Annotated in this window: 13 protein-coding genes; 11 read left to right on the top strand and 2 right to left on the bottom strand. The window is 68.3% G+C overall.

Going from position 1 to position 17,112, the window contains the following annotated elements:
* Window positions 1–34 precede the first annotated feature (34 nt).
* From ACOQPD_RS03985 to ACOQPD_RS03970, 4 genes are read left to right on the top strand one after another with little or no spacing between them, the layout of a single operon-like run.
* Window positions 35–2,821: a glycosyltransferase gene (locus ACOQPD_RS03985; protein ID WP_420613610.1), complete on the top strand. Its 2,787-nt coding sequence runs from the start codon at window positions 35–37 to the stop codon at window positions 2,819–2,821.
* Window positions 2,818–4,122 (top strand): DUF5719 family protein, encoded by a 1,305-nt coding sequence (locus tag ACOQPD_RS03980; RefSeq protein ID WP_420613609.1) that lies wholly within the window; start codon window positions 2,818–2,820, stop codon window positions 4,120–4,122. Before ACOQPD_RS03985 ends, ACOQPD_RS03980 begins: the two co-directional genes overlap by 4 nt.
* Complete coding sequence (locus ACOQPD_RS03975; protein ID WP_420613608.1) at window positions 4,115–4,495, top strand: hypothetical protein; 381 nt, start codon at window positions 4,115–4,117, stop codon at window positions 4,493–4,495. The genes ACOQPD_RS03980 and ACOQPD_RS03975 overlap by 8 nt, the downstream gene beginning before the upstream one ends.
* Window positions 4,492–7,029, top strand: coding sequence for a hypothetical protein (locus tag ACOQPD_RS03970; RefSeq protein WP_420613607.1), 2,538 nt, complete (start codon window positions 4,492–4,494; stop codon window positions 7,027–7,029). Before ACOQPD_RS03975 ends, ACOQPD_RS03970 begins: the two co-directional genes overlap by 4 nt.
* Before the next feature lie 161 nt (window positions 7,030–7,190).
* Here ACOQPD_RS03970 and ACOQPD_RS03965 read toward each other — a convergent pair whose 3' ends face one another.
* Entirely contained in the window at window positions 7,191–7,928 is a 738-nt protein-coding gene (locus ACOQPD_RS03965) for a glycosyltransferase (RefSeq protein WP_420613606.1), read from the bottom strand.
* Between the two features lie 394 nt (window positions 7,929–8,322).
* Here ACOQPD_RS03965 and manB point away from each other — a divergent pair, with 394 nt between their 5' ends.
* The 4 genes from manB (at window position 8,323) to secA (ending at window position 13,852) form a co-directional block, all read left to right on the top strand.
* Window positions 8,323–9,687, top strand: a complete 1,365-nt coding sequence (gene manB / locus ACOQPD_RS03960) for a phosphomannomutase/phosphoglucomutase (RefSeq protein ID WP_420613605.1) — start codon at window positions 8,323–8,325, stop codon at window positions 9,685–9,687.
* A gap of 169 nt (window positions 9,688–9,856) precedes the next feature.
* Window positions 9,857–10,396 carry a ComF family protein gene (locus ACOQPD_RS03955; RefSeq protein WP_420613604.1) on the top strand — a complete coding sequence of 180 codons (540 nt, stop codon included), beginning with the start codon at window positions 9,857–9,859 and terminating at the stop codon, window positions 10,394–10,396.
* Complete coding sequence (gene hpf / locus ACOQPD_RS03950) at window positions 10,365–10,904, top strand: ribosome hibernation-promoting factor, HPF/YfiA family (RefSeq protein WP_420613603.1); 540 nt, start codon at window positions 10,365–10,367, stop codon at window positions 10,902–10,904. Before ACOQPD_RS03955 ends, hpf begins: the two co-directional genes overlap by 32 nt.
* Window positions 10,905–11,203: 299 nt before the next feature.
* Window positions 11,204–13,852, top strand: coding sequence for a preprotein translocase subunit SecA (gene secA / locus ACOQPD_RS03945; protein WP_420613602.1), 2,649 nt, complete (start codon window positions 11,204–11,206; stop codon window positions 13,850–13,852).
* A 40-nt stretch (window positions 13,853–13,892) separates the two neighbouring features.
* Here the strand turns inward: secA and ACOQPD_RS03940 are convergent, their stop codons facing one another.
* A complete protein-coding gene (locus ACOQPD_RS03940; RefSeq protein WP_420613601.1) occupies window positions 13,893–14,213 on the bottom strand; it encodes a hypothetical protein in 321 nt (106 codons plus the stop codon).
* A 113-nt stretch (window positions 14,214–14,326) separates the two neighbouring features.
* On the opposite strand from ACOQPD_RS03940, the gene prfB reads away from it, so the two are divergent.
* The 3 genes from prfB (at window position 14,327) to ACOQPD_RS03925 (ending at window position 17,110) form a co-directional block, all read left to right on the top strand.
* Window positions 14,327–15,485 (top strand): peptide chain release factor 2 gene (gene prfB / locus ACOQPD_RS03935; RefSeq protein WP_420613600.1). Its coding sequence is split into 2 segments (ribosomal slippage): window positions 14,327–14,398 and window positions 14,400–15,485, totalling 1,158 coding nucleotides; the frame shifts between segments, so codons are not numbered across the junction.
* 63 nt (window positions 15,486–15,548) lie between these two features.
* Window positions 15,549–16,241, top strand: coding sequence for a cell division ATP-binding protein FtsE (ftsE, locus tag ACOQPD_RS03930; RefSeq protein ID WP_420613599.1), 693 nt, complete (start codon window positions 15,549–15,551; stop codon window positions 16,239–16,241).
* Window positions 16,238–17,110 (top strand): cell division protein FtsX, encoded by an 873-nt coding sequence (locus ACOQPD_RS03925; protein ID WP_420613598.1) that lies wholly within the window; start codon window positions 16,238–16,240, stop codon window positions 17,108–17,110. The genes ftsE and ACOQPD_RS03925 overlap by 4 nt, the downstream gene beginning before the upstream one ends.
* Window positions 17,111–17,112: the final 2 nt, after the last annotated feature.

The raw sequence follows: 17,112 nt of genomic DNA, 5'->3' as shown, positions 1-17,112 counted from the left end.
CTTGTGGCTCGTTCCGTAACACAATGGGGCATCCATGACCCAACCCTCTCCTCCCTCACCGAAGCCGCGCGTCCTGGCGCTGGTGGTGGCTCGCCGGGGAGACGACATAGCCGACGTGCTGGCAAGCATCGAGCCGCAAGTCTACGAGGTCGAGGATGTGGTGGTTATCGCCGACCGGAGTCCGGATGTCGCTCCGGAGACGGACCGGCCCAAGACGGCCCGGCGGCTGTCGGAGGCGCTGGACATGGTTGACGGTCCGGTTGACTACCTGTGGATGCTGGACTCCCGGACCACTGCCCGACCTGACGCCCTGACCGCGCTGATCGACGCCGCCGAGAGCCTCGAGGCGTCGGTGGTGGGCTCGAAGGTGCTCGACACCGACCATCCCGACCGCCTGCTGTCCGTGGGCGGGCCCACCGACGTGTTCGGTTTCCCGTACACGGGCCTCGAGAGGGGAGAGATCGATCAGGAGCAGTTCGACGTCATCCGGGACGTGGCGTTCCTGGAGCCGGCCTCGCTGCTCGTCAGAAGGGATCTTGCCGAAGGCCTGGGCGGGTTGGATCACACCCTGCCCTACCTGTCCTTCGGCCTGGACATCTGCCAGAGGGCGCGGGTGGTGGGCGGCCGGGTGATCGTGACCCCGGGCTCGGAGGTGTTCAGCCGGGCCAGCGGCGCCCAGCGGCCCACCACGTGGCGGGAGCAGGCCGGACGGCTCCGGACCATGCTCAAGACCTACTCACTTGTGACCCTGCTGTGGGCCCTACCGGCCCTGTTCCTGGTAGGCCTGGCGACCTGGCTCTACCGGCTCCCGAAGGGTTCCCTCACCGGGCCGGTGGATTGGATTCGCACCTGGGCCTGGAACCTCCTCTACCTGCCGTCGACCCTGCAGGCCCGGCGGCGCGCCCCGAAGACCTCCATGGAGTCCGATGCCGAGCTGTTCCGCTTCCAGGTCCGCGGCTCGCTGGAGTTGCGCGAGGTCGCGGCCGAACTGGGCGCCCTGCTCGGCGCCGGCGCCGAGTACGAGGAGCCGGACGATCGCGCCTCGCCGGCCTTCTGGCAGCGACCGGATGTGATCACGACAGTGCTGGGCGTGGCGCTGGTCCTGGTGCTTACCCGCTCCATCATCGCTGAAGGACTGCCGGCTACCGGATATGTGCTGCCCCTGGCGGAATCGGCCTGGAACACCCTGCGTGCCTATGCCGGAGGATGGCATCTGGGCGGTCTGGGCAGTCCCGAGCCCATGCATCCTTCGGTCGGGGCAACCGCCGCCCTCCAGCTGCTCCTGGGAAACCGGGGCGGGGCCGCCGGCATCCTCACGGTGGGCGCGGTCGCCTCGGGCGTGGCCGGCATGGTGGCCCTGGTCCGCAGGCTCGGCCTCAGCCGCGGGGCGCGCCTGGTGGCCGGGGCGGTGTTCGTGGCCGGGTTCCCGACGCTGTGGCTGGCCGGGGAGGGCTACTGGCCCGGCATCCTGGCGCTAGGCGGGATCCCCTGGTCACTGGCGGGGGTGTTGGCGCCCGATCCGGAGACAGGTCGGGGCTGGACCGGGCGCCTGGCCAGGGTCGGTCTCGCGACCGCCGTCTCGGCTGCCTTCGTCCCACTCTCGATCGTGATACCGCTGCTGTTCGGACTGGTCTGGGCGGTCGTGGCGGGGCGCAGCCGCCCCCTGGTCGTCGGCGCGGCCGGATCGGTGCTCGCCCTCCCGGTGTTGCTGCCGTGGCTGAGCGGTCGCGGGGTGTCCGATGTGCTGGGGAGCGGGGTCCCGTTCCACCCGGATCCGTCCTGGTGGGTGGCCGTTCCGCTGCTGGTGGCGGGCGCAGCGGCCACGGCGGTTGCCCGTGGCCGGCCACTGTCGGTAGCAGTAACGGGTGTCGTGATCGGGTCGGTCGGGTTTCTCGTGGCGCGGGCCGGCTCCCTGGGCGCGGGCCAGGAGGCCACGACCGCCGGCCTGATTGCCGCCGCTGCCGGCCTGGCGCTGGTTGTCGCCGGTGCTCTGGATGCGCCGGCCTCACTCGGCGGGGACGTCTCGCTTCTGCGATCTGTGCCCGCTTACGCGGCCATGGCGGCAGCCATCCTTGTCGGCCTGACTGCCCTGATCGCTGCCCCGGCCGGCCGTATGGGGCTACCGGACGACCGGTTCGGCGCCTTCGCGTTCGCCTCCAGCCGGGCCGGATCCCATGGTGCCGACCGGGTCCTGCTGACCGGGCCGCCGGAAACCCTTCCTGGTGAGCACCGGGTGTTGCCGGACGGCACGCCGTACCGCCTGATAGGTGGCAACCTGGACTACCCGCAGGCCTGGCTCCCCGAGGCGCGCCTGGGAGATGCGGTCCTCGAGGAAACCCTGGTCGGGTTGATTGCCGGGCAGGAGCTTCGACCGGGGGAGTTGCTGGCGCGGTTCGGTATCCGCTGGGTGGCGGCCACCGGCCCCAGCCCTCTCGCGGATGTGCTGAGCGCACAGCTGGATATGCGACCGCTCGCCGGCCTCTTCGTAGGGGAATCCGGCGGGGTGTGGGAGAACGATGTGCCCGCCTACAGGGCAGTGACCGACGGGGGTGTGGCGTGGTCGTGGGTGGCGCCTGACTACGCGGGCAGACAGCTCGGAGGCTCGGTCCGGATTGCGGAGAATGCCGACCACCGGTGGGGTCCCGGCGCCTGGCAACAGGACGGCTGGGCCAACCGGGTGCCGGCCGAGGCGGGAGTCGCCACTTTCGGAGGGGTGGATTCCTTCCGGTTCCAGGCGCGGGCGGCAGGCGCCGTAGTGATCCTTCTGGCGGGCCTGTCGCTGGTGCGTGCCAGGCGTGAGGCCGGGGAGCAACCGGTATGACCCGCATACTCGGGCTGGTCTTGGTGGCCCTTGCCGTAGTGGTCGTCACCGCGCTACCGGCTCCGGGGCCGCCGGTTCCGATCACCGAGATCAGCCGGTCGGAGGCGCCGACCGGCGGGGTATCCCACTTCGCCCACTGTCCTTGGTCGCGTTCTGACAGCCTCAGGAGCTCGGCGTACAGCGTGATGGGAGAGGGTCCGGCCGGTTTCGATCTTTCTTTCCTCGAGGGCGGCTCTGTAGAGGACCGCATATCGGGACGGACCGACTCGAACACGGCGGCCAGGGTCGAGAATCCGCGTCAGGTCGGCGCCAGTTCCGCGCTGGTCGAGTTCTCCGGGAACGGGGGCGCGGTCGGCGTCGTGGCCGCAGGTGAGGGTCTGCTGGCGGGTGACCTCTGCTCCGGGACGATTCCGGACTCCTGGCACCTGCCGGGAGGTTCCACGATCGAGGGCGAGAGCCTGGTCCTCCGGCTCTTCAATCCCTTCACCGCCGACGCCCGGGTCGACCTATGGGCGTTCAGCGAGTTGGGTATCGAGGCAGGAGAGGCGCTGGAGGGGTTGACGGTTCCGGCCCGGCGCACCCGGGTAGTGGCGCTCGATGAGTTACTTCCCCGCCGGGAGTCACTGTCGATTGTCGTCCGACCGGTCATGGGATCGGTCATCCCGGTGATGGTGCTCGATACCGGCGCGGATTCGGCGGTCTGGCCCGGATCCGGCGCCGGTGACGGCTGGGAGTTCCCGGTAGCGGGCGCGGTCGGGCTACGGAGTGACCTGGTCCTGACCAATGAAGCCTCGATTCCGGTCAACTTCCTGATCGAGGTCTTCGACGAATCCGGTGGGCTGCTCCCCACCCTGGAGGGTCGCATCGAGGGGCCCGGGCAGGCGCGCGTGTCACTCGAGGGTTTGAGTTCTTCCGGGTTCGGCGTGCGGGTGACAGGCGACGGCCCCTTCGGCGCGGTCGTCGTGGCCCGCTCGGAGACCGGCGTAGCAGCGACCGTCGGGGCTCGGACCACGGCTACCGGATGGCTGGTACCTGGGCCGGGAGTGGTCTCGTCCGGAAGCCGGCTCAGGCTGCTCAACGCCGGGGTCACCGAGTTGACCGTCAGCTACCGGACGCTCACCCCCCAGGGAAGGACCCGGGCCAACGTGATCGGGATCCCCGCCAACTCTGTGCGCACCGTCCATATCGCCGATGCGGAGGTGGCCGGCGTCCGGGTCACGTCCGACGGCCCCATGACGGTGGGATGGCTGGCGGCCGCGCCCGGGCGCGCCATGTTCTCTGGGGCGATCCCGATTGGCTGACGGGTTCGTGGTTCGTCTGCTGGTGGTCCTGGCGGTGGCCGGAGTGGTGGCGGCCGTGGCCGGTTTCCGTCCAAGACGGCCCCGCAACCCTCTTTCCGTCGAAGGGAACCTCGACGGTCCCGGTGTCTACCTGTTCACCGCCGCCGGGTGTGATGCGTGTGATGCGGCCCGGCTCGCCTACCGCGAGGTGCTGGGTGAGTCGGGCTTCGCCGAGCGGAGCTGGGAGGAGCATCCCGACCTCCTGACCCGAGTCGGGGTGGACGAGATTCCGGTGGGCGCGGTCGTCGGCGCCGACGGCAAGCAGGTGGCTTCGTTCGTCCAGGTACCGAGGCCCATGGCCCTGCGGAGGGCGGTCCGGAAGATGCGGGCATGACCGGAAGCCCCGATCAGCACCGGTCGGTCGGAGACGGGATCCGATCGCGGGCATGGTCGGCGCGGACCTCGGCCGTCATGGTGGCGATGGTCTCGGTGGCGACCCTCCTGGCGGTAGCGCCCCACCTGTTGCTGGTCGCCAACACCCCGACCGGCGGTGACATGGGTGCTCACGTGCTCGGCCCCGCCTACCTGCGGGATGTGCTGCTCCCGTCCGGCCGGATCATGGGCTGGTCAAACCACTGGTTCGCCGGGTTCCCGATCTTCTATTTCTACTTTCCTCTGCCGTCGCTGGCCATCGTCGCCCTCGACCTGGTGCTGCCATACGGGGTGGCGTTCAAGGCGATGACGGTGGTGGGGCTGGTGGCGCTCGCCCCGGCCACGTATTTCCTCGTCCGGTCGATGGGGTTCGCTCGTCCGGTTGCCGCGGTCGCCGCGGCGGCGGGCGGCGCCTACGCCTTCATGGAGACCCCGACCCCCAACATATTCGGCGGGACCATCGCCTCCAGCCTGGCCGGTGAATTCTCGTATTCGTGGTCGTTCGCCTTCTCGCTCGTCTACCTGGGGTGCCTGATCAGGGCGTTACATGGCGATAGCGGACAGACCGGGCGGTACTTCTTGGGAGCGGCCGCCGCTCTGGCGGGCACCGCCCTCTGCCACGTGATCACGACCATGGGGGTGGTGTTCGCGTCGCTGTTCGTGCTGGTGGGTCGCTCGAACTGGTACGAGCGTCTCCGGACCGGCGCCCGCCGGGAGCGCGCCGGACTGTCCTGGTGGATCGTGCCGGGGACCTGGGCGCTGGGGTTCATGTTGACTGCATTCTGGGCGTTGCCGCTGGTGATCCGGCTCCGGCACACGACCGAGATGAACTGGCAGCCGCTGGCGGGGTTCGACGAGCTGGTCCCGGTGGAACTGTGGCCCGTGGCCATCCTGGGCGTGATCGGGCTGGTGGTGGCCTTGCGCCGGACCGGGCGGGCTGTGGGACCGGCTGCCCTGACGCTGGTGCCGATTCCGGCTTTCTTCCTGCTCAGCCAGGGTGCCAAGCTGTGGAACGGCCGGGCACTTCCTCACTGGTTCTACGGGCTGCACCTCTTCGCCGGAATCGCGGTCGGCCTGCTGGCCGTGGCGGCATGCCGCCGTCTCCCGGAGCGAACGCCCAGATGGTGGATCCAGTCCGGCATCGTGGGCGCCGTCCTGGTGCTGGTGTTCGGGCCGGACATCGGGGACCCTGTCAGGGACCTCCAGGGTGCGGACGGCTGGGTTGCGGCGTTGCGGCTGGAGCCGCTGATCGCGCGGATCTCGGGTCCGGACATGCTGCTCATGGCGGCGGGGATCCTCCTGCTGTGGCTGGTGGGACGCCGGGCGCGGCCGGCCACCCGTACGGTCGTTCCCGTCCTGGCGTGCGTGGCCATCACCGGAACCGTGTTCGTGGGCGTGGCCGCCGAGGAGAACTACGTGGGCGCATGGGCGCGCTGGAACTACCTCGGATACGAGGGTAAGGCGAGCTGGCCCGAGTACGAAGGGGTGATGGCGGCAGTGGACACCTTGCCGCCCGGCCGGGTCCATTGGGAGGGCAACAGCGACCTGAACAAGTACGGCACCCCCATGGCGCCGATGCTGTTCCCCTACTGGACCGAGGGCACTCACCCCTCGATGGAGGGCCTGTACTTCGAGTCATCGCTCACGACCCCGTTTCACTTCCTGAACAGCTCCGAGATGAGCAGTTCGGCCTCGAACCCGATTCCGGGGCTGGCCTACCACAACGCCGACCTCGAGCGGGGCGCCGTGCACATGCGTCTCTTCAACGTGGCCTACTACGTGGCCTTCACCGATGCGGCCAAGGACAGGGCCGACCGGCATGCGGACTTCACCTTCGTGGTGGATTCGCCCCCGTTCCGGATCTACTCCCTTGCCGAGAGCTCTCTGGTGGACGTGGCGGTCAACCAGCCCTGGGTCTTCGAGGAGCCCGGTACCAGACTCGTGCCATCCCTGGTCGGCATCTTCACCGAGGACACCGAGCCGGATTTCGTGGACGTGGCGCTCGAGTGGTACGAGGACATCGGCCTCGTGGACCAGTGGGTCGCGGCGGATGGTCCCCCGCACTGGGAGCGGATCACCCCCGACCTGGAGGGCACCACCGTCCCGATCGCCACCGACTCGAACGTGGAGGTGTCCGATGTGGTGCTGGAGGACCACCGCGTGTCGTTCACCACCACCGGCGTGGGACTTCCCCACCTGATCAAGGTCTCCTACTTCCCCAACTGGACGGCTTACGGCGCCGAGGGTCCGTGGCGGGCCACCCCGGCCTTCATGGTGGTGGTGCCCACGGCCAGGGACGTCGAACTGCGCTTCGAGAACACCTGGGTGGAGATAGCCGGGCTGTGGTCGACCCTCGCCGGTTTCATCGTTCTGGTCGTCTGGTTGGTCACCGCCGCCCGGCGGAGGAACTCTCCGGACCTGCCGCCCGAGGGACTTCGCCACCCTTCCCTGAGGGGCACCGGTACGGGTATCCGTCCCGGACACAGCTGGAGCTAGCGCTTTGGTCCCCCTGGCCACCCGACCATTTGTCATCGGCTCCGGGCCGGGAAGGTATTCGAGGCACAGAGTGTCACGGGTGACGCCCTGATCCTCAGGTTTGTGGCGCCGTGTATGGCGTCCTGATCCTCAGGTTGCCCGATCGCGGGCCCACCGGCGTCTTAGCGTTCTTCGGGTGGGCGCGGAGCCGGACGGGGCTGGGCCGACAGGGTGCGGCGGAGGGTGATCAGTCCTCGTAGCGTCCGCGGAACCCGGCGGAGTAGCGACGACCGGGCTTCCCTCAGTTCCTCCACGGTGATCGGAACCTCGATGATGCGGTACCCGGCCCGCTCGGCCCGCAGGAGCAGTTCGGTGTCGAACAGATCCTCGGTCAGGCGCACTTGCGGGAGCAGCGCCTCAACCACCTGGGCACGGAGCGCCTTGATGCCGTGGGTGTCGGACAGCCCGGATCCGACCACGGTGCGGAGCGCCAGGTTGAACACCCGGGTGGCCAGGCGGCGTATCCGCGGTCGCCGGTCCCGGGAACCGGGTGCCCGCTTCGAGGCGACCACGGCATCGGCCGATCCGTCAAGCTCCGCTACCTTCTTCAGGAAGTCGCCGGAGTGGTAGTCGATGTCGAAGACCACCAGCCATCCCAGGTTCCCGGCCGCCTCCATTCCGGTGCGGATGGCGAGTCCATAGTCTGCGGCTTCGAGCTGTATCACGTCGAGGCGGAGATCGGAAGCCGCTTCCGACAACGCCTCGGCGTGGGTGTGGTCGGTCGATCCGTTCTCGACCAGGATGATCCGGTAACGGGGCGTGACCGCACCCACCTGGCGCCGGATCCTGGTGAGGGCCGGTCCCATGAAGCCGGCCTCGTTGTGGACCGGGATGATGATGGTGATCTGTGGTGGGGTCATGTTCGTTACCGGGCGCGAGTGTAGGATCGGGCCGAGCCACCGCCGCAATTGCCGTGCTCCATGCCGGCCGGGGTGTGGTATGCGCCAGCCGGCGGTGTTCTTCGCAAGGCCCGCTGACGAAGGCGTGCCCGCAGCGGTACGTTGAGGAGGCGGAACGCAGCGAGGGGCGCCGATGGCCGGCAGAGCACGCCTAGATGTTTCGCAGACAGACCACTGTGGTCTGTCTGTGGAATGGCGGTGTGGTATGCGCCAGCCGGCGGTGTTCTTCGCAAGGCCCGCTGACGAAGGCGTGCCCGCAGCGGTACGTTGAGGAGGCGGAACGCAGCGAGGGGCGCCGATGGCCAGCAGAGCACGCCTAGATGTTTCGCAGACAGACCACTAGTCAGGATATCTCGTGGGAAGCCCGGGCCGAGACCGTTTAGACCGGATCTTCAAGGCCTACGACGTCCGGGGTCGGGTGGACACGGGGGAGCTCGACGCCGAGGTCGCCGAACGCATCGGAGTGGGTTTCGCCCGGGTCACGGGCGCCTCGACCGTTGCCTTGGGACGCGACTGCCGCCCCTCCTCGGAGTCGCTGGCGGCGGCATTCCGGGAGGGAGTCCTGTCGCAGGGGTGCGACGTGACCGACCTGGGCGAGCTTCCCACCGAGGTGGTCTACTACCACTCCGGCCGTTACCGGATCCCGGGCGCGGTAGTCACGGCTTCCCACAACCCGGCGGGTTACAACGGTCTCAAATTCTGCCATCGCGGGGCGGCGCCGATCGGGTCGGGTACGGGATTGGAACGGATCCGGGAGGAGGCCCGTGCGTGGAGCGGGGCCGCCGGTGCGGCGGCGAGAGGCGGGGTTACCCGGCACGACGCACTGCCCGGTTACCTGGAGCATGTGTTCGGAATCGTCGACCCGGCCGGCATCGGGGAGTTGCGGGTGGCGGTCGACGGGGGGAACGGGATGGCCGGGCCGGTGGTCAACCGGCTCTTCCGGCACTTGCCCTCGTCCACCTCGATGGGCCTCTACCTGGAGCCGGACGGTACCTTTCCCAACCATCCGGCCGACCCTCTCAATCCCGATAACCTCACCGACCTGGTCCACCTGGTGCGCGAGCAGGAGGCCGACGTGGGGGTGGCCTTCGACGGGGACGCCGATAGGGCGGTGTTCGTGGACGAGCAGGGAGTTCCCCTCCCGGGGAGCACCACCACCGCCATCATCGCGCGCTGGTTCCTTGCCCTGCGACCGGGTGCCCGGATCGTCCACAACCTGATCTGCTCGAGGAGCGTGGCCGAAGCCGTCCGGTCCGCGGGGGGAGTGCCGGTCCGCACCCGGGTGGGCCATTCGTTCATCAAGGCGGTCATGGCGGAGAAGGATGCCGTCTTCGGGGGTGAGCACTCGGGCCACTACTACTTCGGTGACAATTACGGGGCGGACAGCGCGACCCTGGCCATGCTGGTGCTGCTGACCGTCCTGACCGGGGCCGGCGTCCCCCTGTCCGAGCTGAGGCGCGGCTACGAGCCGTACGCCATGTCGGGTGAGATCAACTTTGTGGTGACCGACCCGACCGCGGCGCTCCGGGCGGTGGAGTCCGCCTTCTCCGGCGCCTCTCTGGACCGGCTCGACGGGCTGACGGTCGACCTGGGAGACAGCTGGTTCAACGTCCGGCCCTCCAACACCGAGCAGTTGCTCCGCCTCAACGCCGAAGCACCCGACTCCGGGTCGATGGACGAGCTCGTGGACCGGGTACGGGGCGTGATCGACTCCTCCTGACGTGGTCCCGCCGCGACCGGAAACTGTCACAGGGTTCCTATAGAACAGGGGCATGGTGTGCGTGGTGTGCGGGTGGTGGAACCCATCGGCAAGGACTCCCCGGAGGAGATCGACGGAGCGGTCGGCGGTCTGTCCCGCCTGCCAGGCCTCCCTGCAACCCGGCGGCGAGGTGAGGCTGCCGTCGGGCGTGCTGGTGCGCTCGTTACTGGTTCACGACGGTCCGATCCGCAGCGCTGTCCACGCCATGAAGTACCGGGGAGCCGACCGCGTCGCCTCGGGACTGGCGCCTTTCATGGTCGATCTCCTTCCCGCCGGTGCTACCGCCCTGGTGCCGGTACCCAGATCGCTGCCTCGCCGGGCCAGGTTCGGCACCGACCCCGGCAGGGCGCTGGCCAGGGCACTTGGCCGGATGGCCGGGCTGCCGGTGGCAGACGTGCTGCGCGCCCCCCTGCTCCACAAGAGCCAGATCCGGTCCAGGCGCCGTGGCGGCCTGCGGTTCCGGGCGGTGGCGCGCCCGCCCGGGGGAGCGGTGCTGGTGGACGATGTGCTGACCACCGGCGCCACGCTGAGTTCGGCGGCGGGAGCCTGCCGGGGCGCTGTCTCCTCGGCGATCACGCTCACCCGATCCCGGTCGGGTGGGGGCGGCAGGCGGCTAGGATCGGCTCATGGAGGTCCGGATGAGAGGGCGAGGAATCCGGCTGACCGATGAGACCCGCGCCCACGCAGTGGAGCGCGTCAGCCGGACGGCCAAGTTCTTCGACCGCCTCGGCGATGTCGATGTGCGCCTCACCAGGGTCAAGAGCCACGACAGCGATCACCGCTTCCGGGCCGAGCTGTCCGCCCGGGCGGCCGGCCAGCTCGTCAGGGCGACGGGGGAGGGCGACACCGTACGCCGTTCCGTCGACGCCGCATCGGACCACTTCGAACGCAGGCTGCGCCGGCTCTCTCGGAGGCTCAGCGACCGCCGCCGCCATCGGCCCAAGCCCGAAGTGCGCGCCGGCGGTCCTCGCCGGCGTTCCGATCAACCCGACGAGCGGTATCCCTCCATCTCCCGGGTGCGTCGGTCGGTCGGGAAGCCGATGACCCCCGAGGAGGCCGCAATCGTCATGGAGGAGGAGGGAGAGGCGGTGGTCCTCTTCTCCAACGTCGAAACCGGGGATCTCAACGTTCTCTACCGGTCCGCAGGCGGGCGGCTGGAGTTGATCGAGCCGGCATAGCGGTCTGACGCTGTGACCCGATTGCCACGTTTCGATGGCAGTAACCACGTCAGGGAGTCGGGACGACTACCCCGGACGGCCGAGGTGTCCCAGCCTGGCGCCGCGAGGCAAGAACGCGAGCTCGGGCCAGGACCACCCGTGGCCCGCATGCGAAGGCGCAGCGTGTTGCGCTTACCATCGGCGCGCCGGTGAGGGGGTTCACAGACGCTCCGGGGGCGAATAGCATGACTCTCGGCGGGTCGTCCTGACGAGCCCTGCCTGCTACACGAGTCCTGCCTGCTACACGAGAAACGGGGAACATGTCGCTGCTCAGCAAGGTGCTGCGCGCCGGTGAGTCCAAGAACCTGAAGACCCTCCAAGCCCTGGCGGAGCGTGTCAACCGAATGGAGCCGCAGTTGGAGGGACTCGACGACGCCGCTCTCGCCGGCAAGACCGTCGAGTTCCGGGAGCGTCTCGAATCCGGAGAATCCTTGGACGATCTGGAGGTGGAAGCCTTCGCCACGGTCCGGGAGGCCGCCAAGCGGACGCTCGGCCAGCGTCACTACGACGTCCAGGTGATCGGCGCCGGAGCTCTCCACCGGGGCATGATCGCCGAGATGCGGACCGGCGAGGGTAAGACGCTCGTCTCCACCATGCCGGTCTACCTGAACGCCCTCGCCGGGGCCGGGGTGCATGTCGTGACCGTCAACGACTACCTGGCTTCCCGAGATGCGGAGTGGATGGGCGGCATCTACCGGATGCTCGGCCTCTCCGTGGGCCTCATCCAGGCGGGCGACGATCCGGCCTCGCGCAAGCCCGCCTACGAGGCGGACGTCACCTACGGCACGAACAACGAGTTCGGATTCGACTACCTGCGCGACAACATGGCCATGTCCATGCATCTCCGGGTACAGCGCGGCCATAGCTTCGGCATCGTGGACGAGGTGGACTCGATCCTGGTGGACGAGGCCCGCACCCCCCTCATCATCTCCGGGCAGGTGGGCGACAACGCCCGCTGGTACCGGGAGTTCGCCCGGCTGGTGCGGGGTCTCCGGGAAGGGGCCCACTACGAGGTCGACTACGGCAAGCGGCAGGTGCTGACCACCGAGGACGGTGTTGCCCAGGTCGAGCGGATGCTGGGCGTGGAGAACATGTACGACCATGCCGCGGTCGATTTCGTCCACCATCTCGAGCAGGCGCTCCGGGCCAAGGCGCTCTACAACCGCGACGTCGAGTACCTGGTCTCGCAGGGCCAGGTGATGATCGTCGACGAGTTCACCGGGCGGGTTCTCGAAGGCCGCCGCTATTCGGAAGGTCTCCACCAGGCCATCGAGGCCAAGGAGGGAGTCCGGATCAAGGAGGAGAACCAGACCCTGGCGGCGATCACCCTACAGAACTACTTCCGCCTCTACACCAAGCTGGCGGGGATGACCGGTACCGCCATGACGGAGGCCTCCGAGTTCTCGCAGATCTACGGGTTGGAGGTCATGGAGGTCCCCACGCATGTCAACGTGGCGAGGCTTGACCAGCCCGATGTGATCTACAAGACCGAGGACGCCAAGTACCTGGCGCTGGCCGCGGACATCGAGGAGCGTCACCGGGCGGGCCAGCCGGTACTGGTGGGCACGGTCTCGATCGAGAAGTCAGAGCGGGTGGCGAGGCTGCTGGCCAGGCGGGGAATCTCCCATGAGGTCCTGAACGCCAAGCACCACGCCCGGGAGGCCGAGATCATCGCCCAGGCCGGCCGTCCCGGGGCGGTCACGGTGGCGACCAACATGGCCGGCCGCGGCGTGGACATCCAGCTGGGCGGCAATCCGGAGGGCCTGGCGCAAGCCGCCATGCGGAAGCGCCCGGATCTGCAGCCGGACAGTCCTTCCTGGGAGAAGGAGTACCAGCAGCTACTCGATGATCATCGGGCCGCGACGGACGAGACCCGCCGGCAGGTGCTGGAGGCCGGGGGTCTCTACGTGCTGGGGACCGAGCGCCACGAGAGCCGCCGGATCGACAACCAGCTCCGGGGACGGTCGGGCCGTCAGGGCGATCCGGGGGAGTCACGCTTCTACCTTTCCCTGGGCGATGACCTGATGAGGAGGTTCGCCAGCGAGCGGGTCAGCACGATCATGGAGCGCCTCAGGATGCCGGACGACGTCCCGATCGAGGCGAAGATGGTCACCAAGGCCGTGGAGCGGGCCCAGTCGCAGGTCGAGTCGCAGAACTTCGAGATCCGGAAGAACGTCCTCAAGTACGACGAGGTGATGAACCGCCAGCGCGAGGTGATCTACGAGTGGCGGGACAGCATCCTTCGCACCCGGAAGAGCCGGGACCTGGTGGTGGAGTGGGTGGAGGAGTCGGTCGAGGCCACCGTCAGGGACGGCCTGCCCGAGGACCTGCCCCCGTCGGAATGGGACTGGGACGGATTGCTCAGGGAACTCCAGGTCCTGTACTCGTCCGATCTGTCACCCGGTGACCTGGCGGCTGCGGCCAGGTCTGTCGACGAGGTGGTCGAGGTGGTTGCCGATGACGCGGTTCGCCGCTTCGAGGAGCGGGAGAGCGAGCTGACTCCCGAGGTGATGCGCCGCATCGAGCAGGGTCTCGCCCTATCGATCATCGACAACAAGTGGCGGGATCACCTGTCGGAGATGGACTACCTGCGGGCCGGGATCGGCCTGAGGGCGATGGGACAGCGGGATCCCCTGACCGAGTACCGCCGCGAGGGCTACGAGATGTTCAGCTACCTGGTGGATTCCGTGAAGCGTGACACCGCCCGCTACCTGTACCGGGTCGAGGTGGCGGAGGCCCGGCGCCGGGCCCGACCCCGGCTCAACGTCACTGCGGGTTCGGGACCGCGGCGGCCCAAGCAGGCCAAGTCGGCCAAGGTGGGGCGCAACGCCCCGTGTCCGTGCGGGTCGGGCATCAAGGCCAAGCGGTGCTCCAAGACCCCGGACTGCATGGCGGCCGCACGCGTCTGATCGCGTGCCGGCATCAGAAGCGGATGCCCTAGGCGCCCGCTCAGTCCCGGGTGACCTCCGGCTTCGACCAGTCCTCGATGCAGCGTTCCGCAACCGGTACCGGGTGGATGGACCTGGTCAGGTCGCTGGGGGATAGGAAGACGCTGGGAGGTATCCGGGGATCGAAGGACCGCAGGTAGTCGGCGCCGTCCTCCTCGAGTCGTTGCCAGGCGCCGGACCAGACGAACCCGGTTGGACCCACGATATGGCGAGCCGCGGTGAATACATCGCGGGGGAGCCGGCGGGCCCCCTCGCGCCGGGCCGCCCACTCGGTCATGGCGGCACGCCCTCTCCTGGCGATCGCGGCAACGAACTGACCCATGCCGGAATTCTATCCCGGGACGCCTGCTATCGGGGCCGGTGGACATGCCTCGATAAGTCGGGACCTCCGCCGCGACCGGTACCCGGAGCCGGCCCGCTAACCTCTCGTCCGTTATGGATCGAACGGACCCTCGCCCGCTCATCGACGACCTTCGCGCCCGTCTCTCGGACGCCCGGAGGTTCCTTTGATGTCGATTCCAAGCTCGGCGAGCTGGTCGAGCTGAGGGAGCAGGTCGCCCTTCCCGACCTCTGGGACGACCCTGATCGGGCCACCCGGCTAGGCCGCCGGCTGGGCCGCATCGAACGCCTGGTCAACCGGGTCGAATCCATGGAGAACGACCTTGAGGACGCCGACATCCTGGTCGAGATGGCAAGGGAGGAAGGCGACTCGGCGACCCTGGAGGAGGTGTCGCGCGATCTTGCCGCCACCGAGCGACGCATCGGTGTTCTCGAGGAGGAGTCCCTCTACTTCGGCGAGTACGACGACCATGCCGCCATCCTCAGCGTGCATGCCGGCGCGGGGGGCGTGGACGCGCAGGACTGGGCGGAGATGATGGTCCGGATGTACGCCCGGTACCTGACCGACCTCGGTCTGCAACATGAGATCGACGACCTCCAGTCGGGCGAGGAGGCCGGCATCAAGTCGGCGACCCTGACTGTCGAGGGTGAGCATGCGTATGCGGTCCTGGAGGCCGAGCGTGGCGTCCACCGCCTGGTCCGCATATCCCCGTTCGACTCGAACGCGCGCCGCCACACCTCATTCGCCGGGGTGGACGTGGTGCCGCTGGTGGAGGACGCGGCGGTTGAGATCAGCCCGGACGACCTCCGGATCGACACCTACCGTTCCCAGGGCGCCGGCGGGCAGCACGTGAACACCACCGACTCGGCGGTTCGGCTCACCCATCTGCCGACAGGCGTCGTGGTGGCCTGCCAGGCGGAACGTTCCCAGATCCAGAACCGGGCCAGGGCCATGGGCCTCCTCAAGGCGAAGCTGGCCGAGTTGGCCCGGGTTCGCCAGCAAAAGGAGTTGGATCAGATCCGCGGGGAGCAGACCGAGGCGGCGTGGGGGCGCCAGATCCGATCCTACGTGCTCCAGCCCTACCAGCAGGTGAAGGACCTTCGCACCGGTCTCGAGATCGGCAATGTCCAGGGAGTGCTGGACGGTGCCCTGCAAAGACTCACCGAGTCCTACCTGCACTGGCGCCGGGCCAAACGGGAGCGGCAGGATCGAGGGGACGCAGGGGTTCGCACATCCCCTAAACCCTTTGAGTAGCCAGGACCCGTTGGTAATCTCAGCATCCCGTACGCTTCCGGACTCGGTGGGACAGGGACGTTCATGATCCGACTGCATAATGTTGCCAAGGTCTATGACGGTGGGGTGGTGGCGGTCCAGGAAGTGAGCATGGACGTTCGCAAGGGCGAGTTCGTATTCCTGGTGGGTCCGTCCGGTTCGGGCAAGTCCACGCTGATCCGGATGTGCCTGCGAGAGGAAAAAGTGACCCGAGGCAAGATCTGGGTGGCGGGTAAGGACATCACCAAGCTCCCCACCTGGCGGGTTCCGTACCTCCGCCGCACCGTCGGAACCGTGTTCCAGGACTTCAAGCTGCTGCCCAACAAGACGGTGGCGGAGAACGTGGCCTTCGCCCTCAAGGTGACCGGTTGTCCTCGCTCCATCGTGCGCCGCCAGGTCAATACGGTGTTGGAACTAGTGGGTCTGTCGGCCAAGACCGACCGCTATCCCCGGCAACTGTCGGGCGGCGAGCAGCAAAGGGTGTCCATCGCCCGCGCCTTCGTCAACCGGCCGCCGATCCTGCTGGCCGATGAGCCGACCGGCAACCTCGACCCGGCCACCTCGGTGGGCATCATGAGGCTGCTCGACCGGATCAACCGCACCGGAACCACGGTGATGATGGCCACACACGACTTCGCCATCGTCGATGCGATGCGCCGCCGGGTGGTCCAGCTCGACCGGGGACGGGTGGTCCGTGATCAGGGCGAGTCAGGCTACGAATCCTCCGAAGAGACGTGAGCACCCTCCTCTTCCTGATCGGCGAGGCCTTCGTCAATCTGCGCCGCAACGCCTTGGTGGCGACCGGCGCGGTCTTGGCCGTGTTCGTGTCCCTGGCCCTGGCGTTCGGCGCCCTGGTGTTCAACGAGCTGGTGCGGGTCAACACCCTGCAATGGCAAGAGGGTGACCACCTGATCATCTTCCTCAAGGATGAGGGAGGTCCGGTGGCCCACAGCGAGCTCCTGGCGCAGATCAACGACTATCCGGAGGTTAAGAACGCCTGGTACATGGACAAGGCAGGTGCCTACCAGGAGTTCCTGGAGATATACAGCGACCAGCCGGCGCTGGCGGCGACCGTGACGGCAGCTGATCTTCCTGCCTCGATCCGGGTGGAACTCGACGACATATCGACCTACCAGGAGGTCCAGTTCCGGCTGGTGGGCCACCCGCTCCTGCGGCGCCTCTCGGTGTTCAGCGAGGGGATCGAACGGCTGCTCAGCCTGACCGGAGTCCTCAACTCCATCGGTATCGGCCTGGTGGTGCTCATGGGTGCGTCGGCCGTGGTCCTGATCGCCAACACCATCCGCATGGCGATCTACGCCCGGCGGGAGGAGATCGCCATCATGAAGCTGGTGGGCGCCGGCAACTGGTTCATCCGCGTCCCGTTCATCATCGAAGGCGCCACGGTTGGCTTGCTGGGAGGGGGTCTTGCGGCGGCGGCGGTGTTCGCCAGTCACAACCTGCTGGAGCGAATCCCGACCGACATTCTGATCCGCTTCCAGGTTGACCCCGGGTTCCTGCTCAGCCGGGCCATCCTGATCCTCGCCTTCGGCGGCCTGGCGGGATTCATCGGGAGCAGCCTCGGGCTGAGACGCTTCCTGAGGGTGTGACC

Source organism: Candidatus Spongiisocius sp., assembly GCF_965221825.1.
GTDB lineage: Bacteria > Actinomycetota > Acidimicrobiia > Spongiisociales > Spongiisociaceae > Spongiisocius.
Note: the sequence above shows the minus strand (reverse complement) of the source record. Positions and strands in the feature narration are given on the sequence as shown.

Coding starts and splice junctions, on each gene's coding strand:
- ACOQPD_RS03985 (WP_420613610.1), top strand. CDS start 35: ATGACCCAACCCTCTCCTCCCTCACCGAAGCCGCGCGTCCTGGCGCTG.
- ACOQPD_RS03980 (WP_420613609.1), top strand. CDS start 2,818: ATGACCCGCATACTCGGGCTGGTCTTGGTGGCCCTTGCCGTAGTGGTC.
- ACOQPD_RS03970 (WP_420613607.1), top strand. CDS start 4,492: ATGACCGGAAGCCCCGATCAGCACCGGTCGGTCGGAGACGGGATCCGA.
- ACOQPD_RS03965 (WP_420613606.1), bottom strand. CDS start 7,928: ATGACCCCACCACAGATCACCATCATCATCCCGGTCCACAACGAGGCC.
- hpf (WP_420613603.1), top strand. CDS start 10,365: ATGAGAGGGCGAGGAATCCGGCTGACCGATGAGACCCGCGCCCACGCA.
- secA (WP_420613602.1), top strand. CDS start 11,204: ATGTCGCTGCTCAGCAAGGTGCTGCGCGCCGGTGAGTCCAAGAACCTG.
- ACOQPD_RS03940 (WP_420613601.1), bottom strand. CDS start 14,213: ATGGGTCAGTTCGTTGCCGCGATCGCCAGGAGAGGGCGTGCCGCCATG.
- ftsE (WP_420613599.1), top strand. CDS start 15,549: ATGATCCGACTGCATAATGTTGCCAAGGTCTATGACGGTGGGGTGGTG.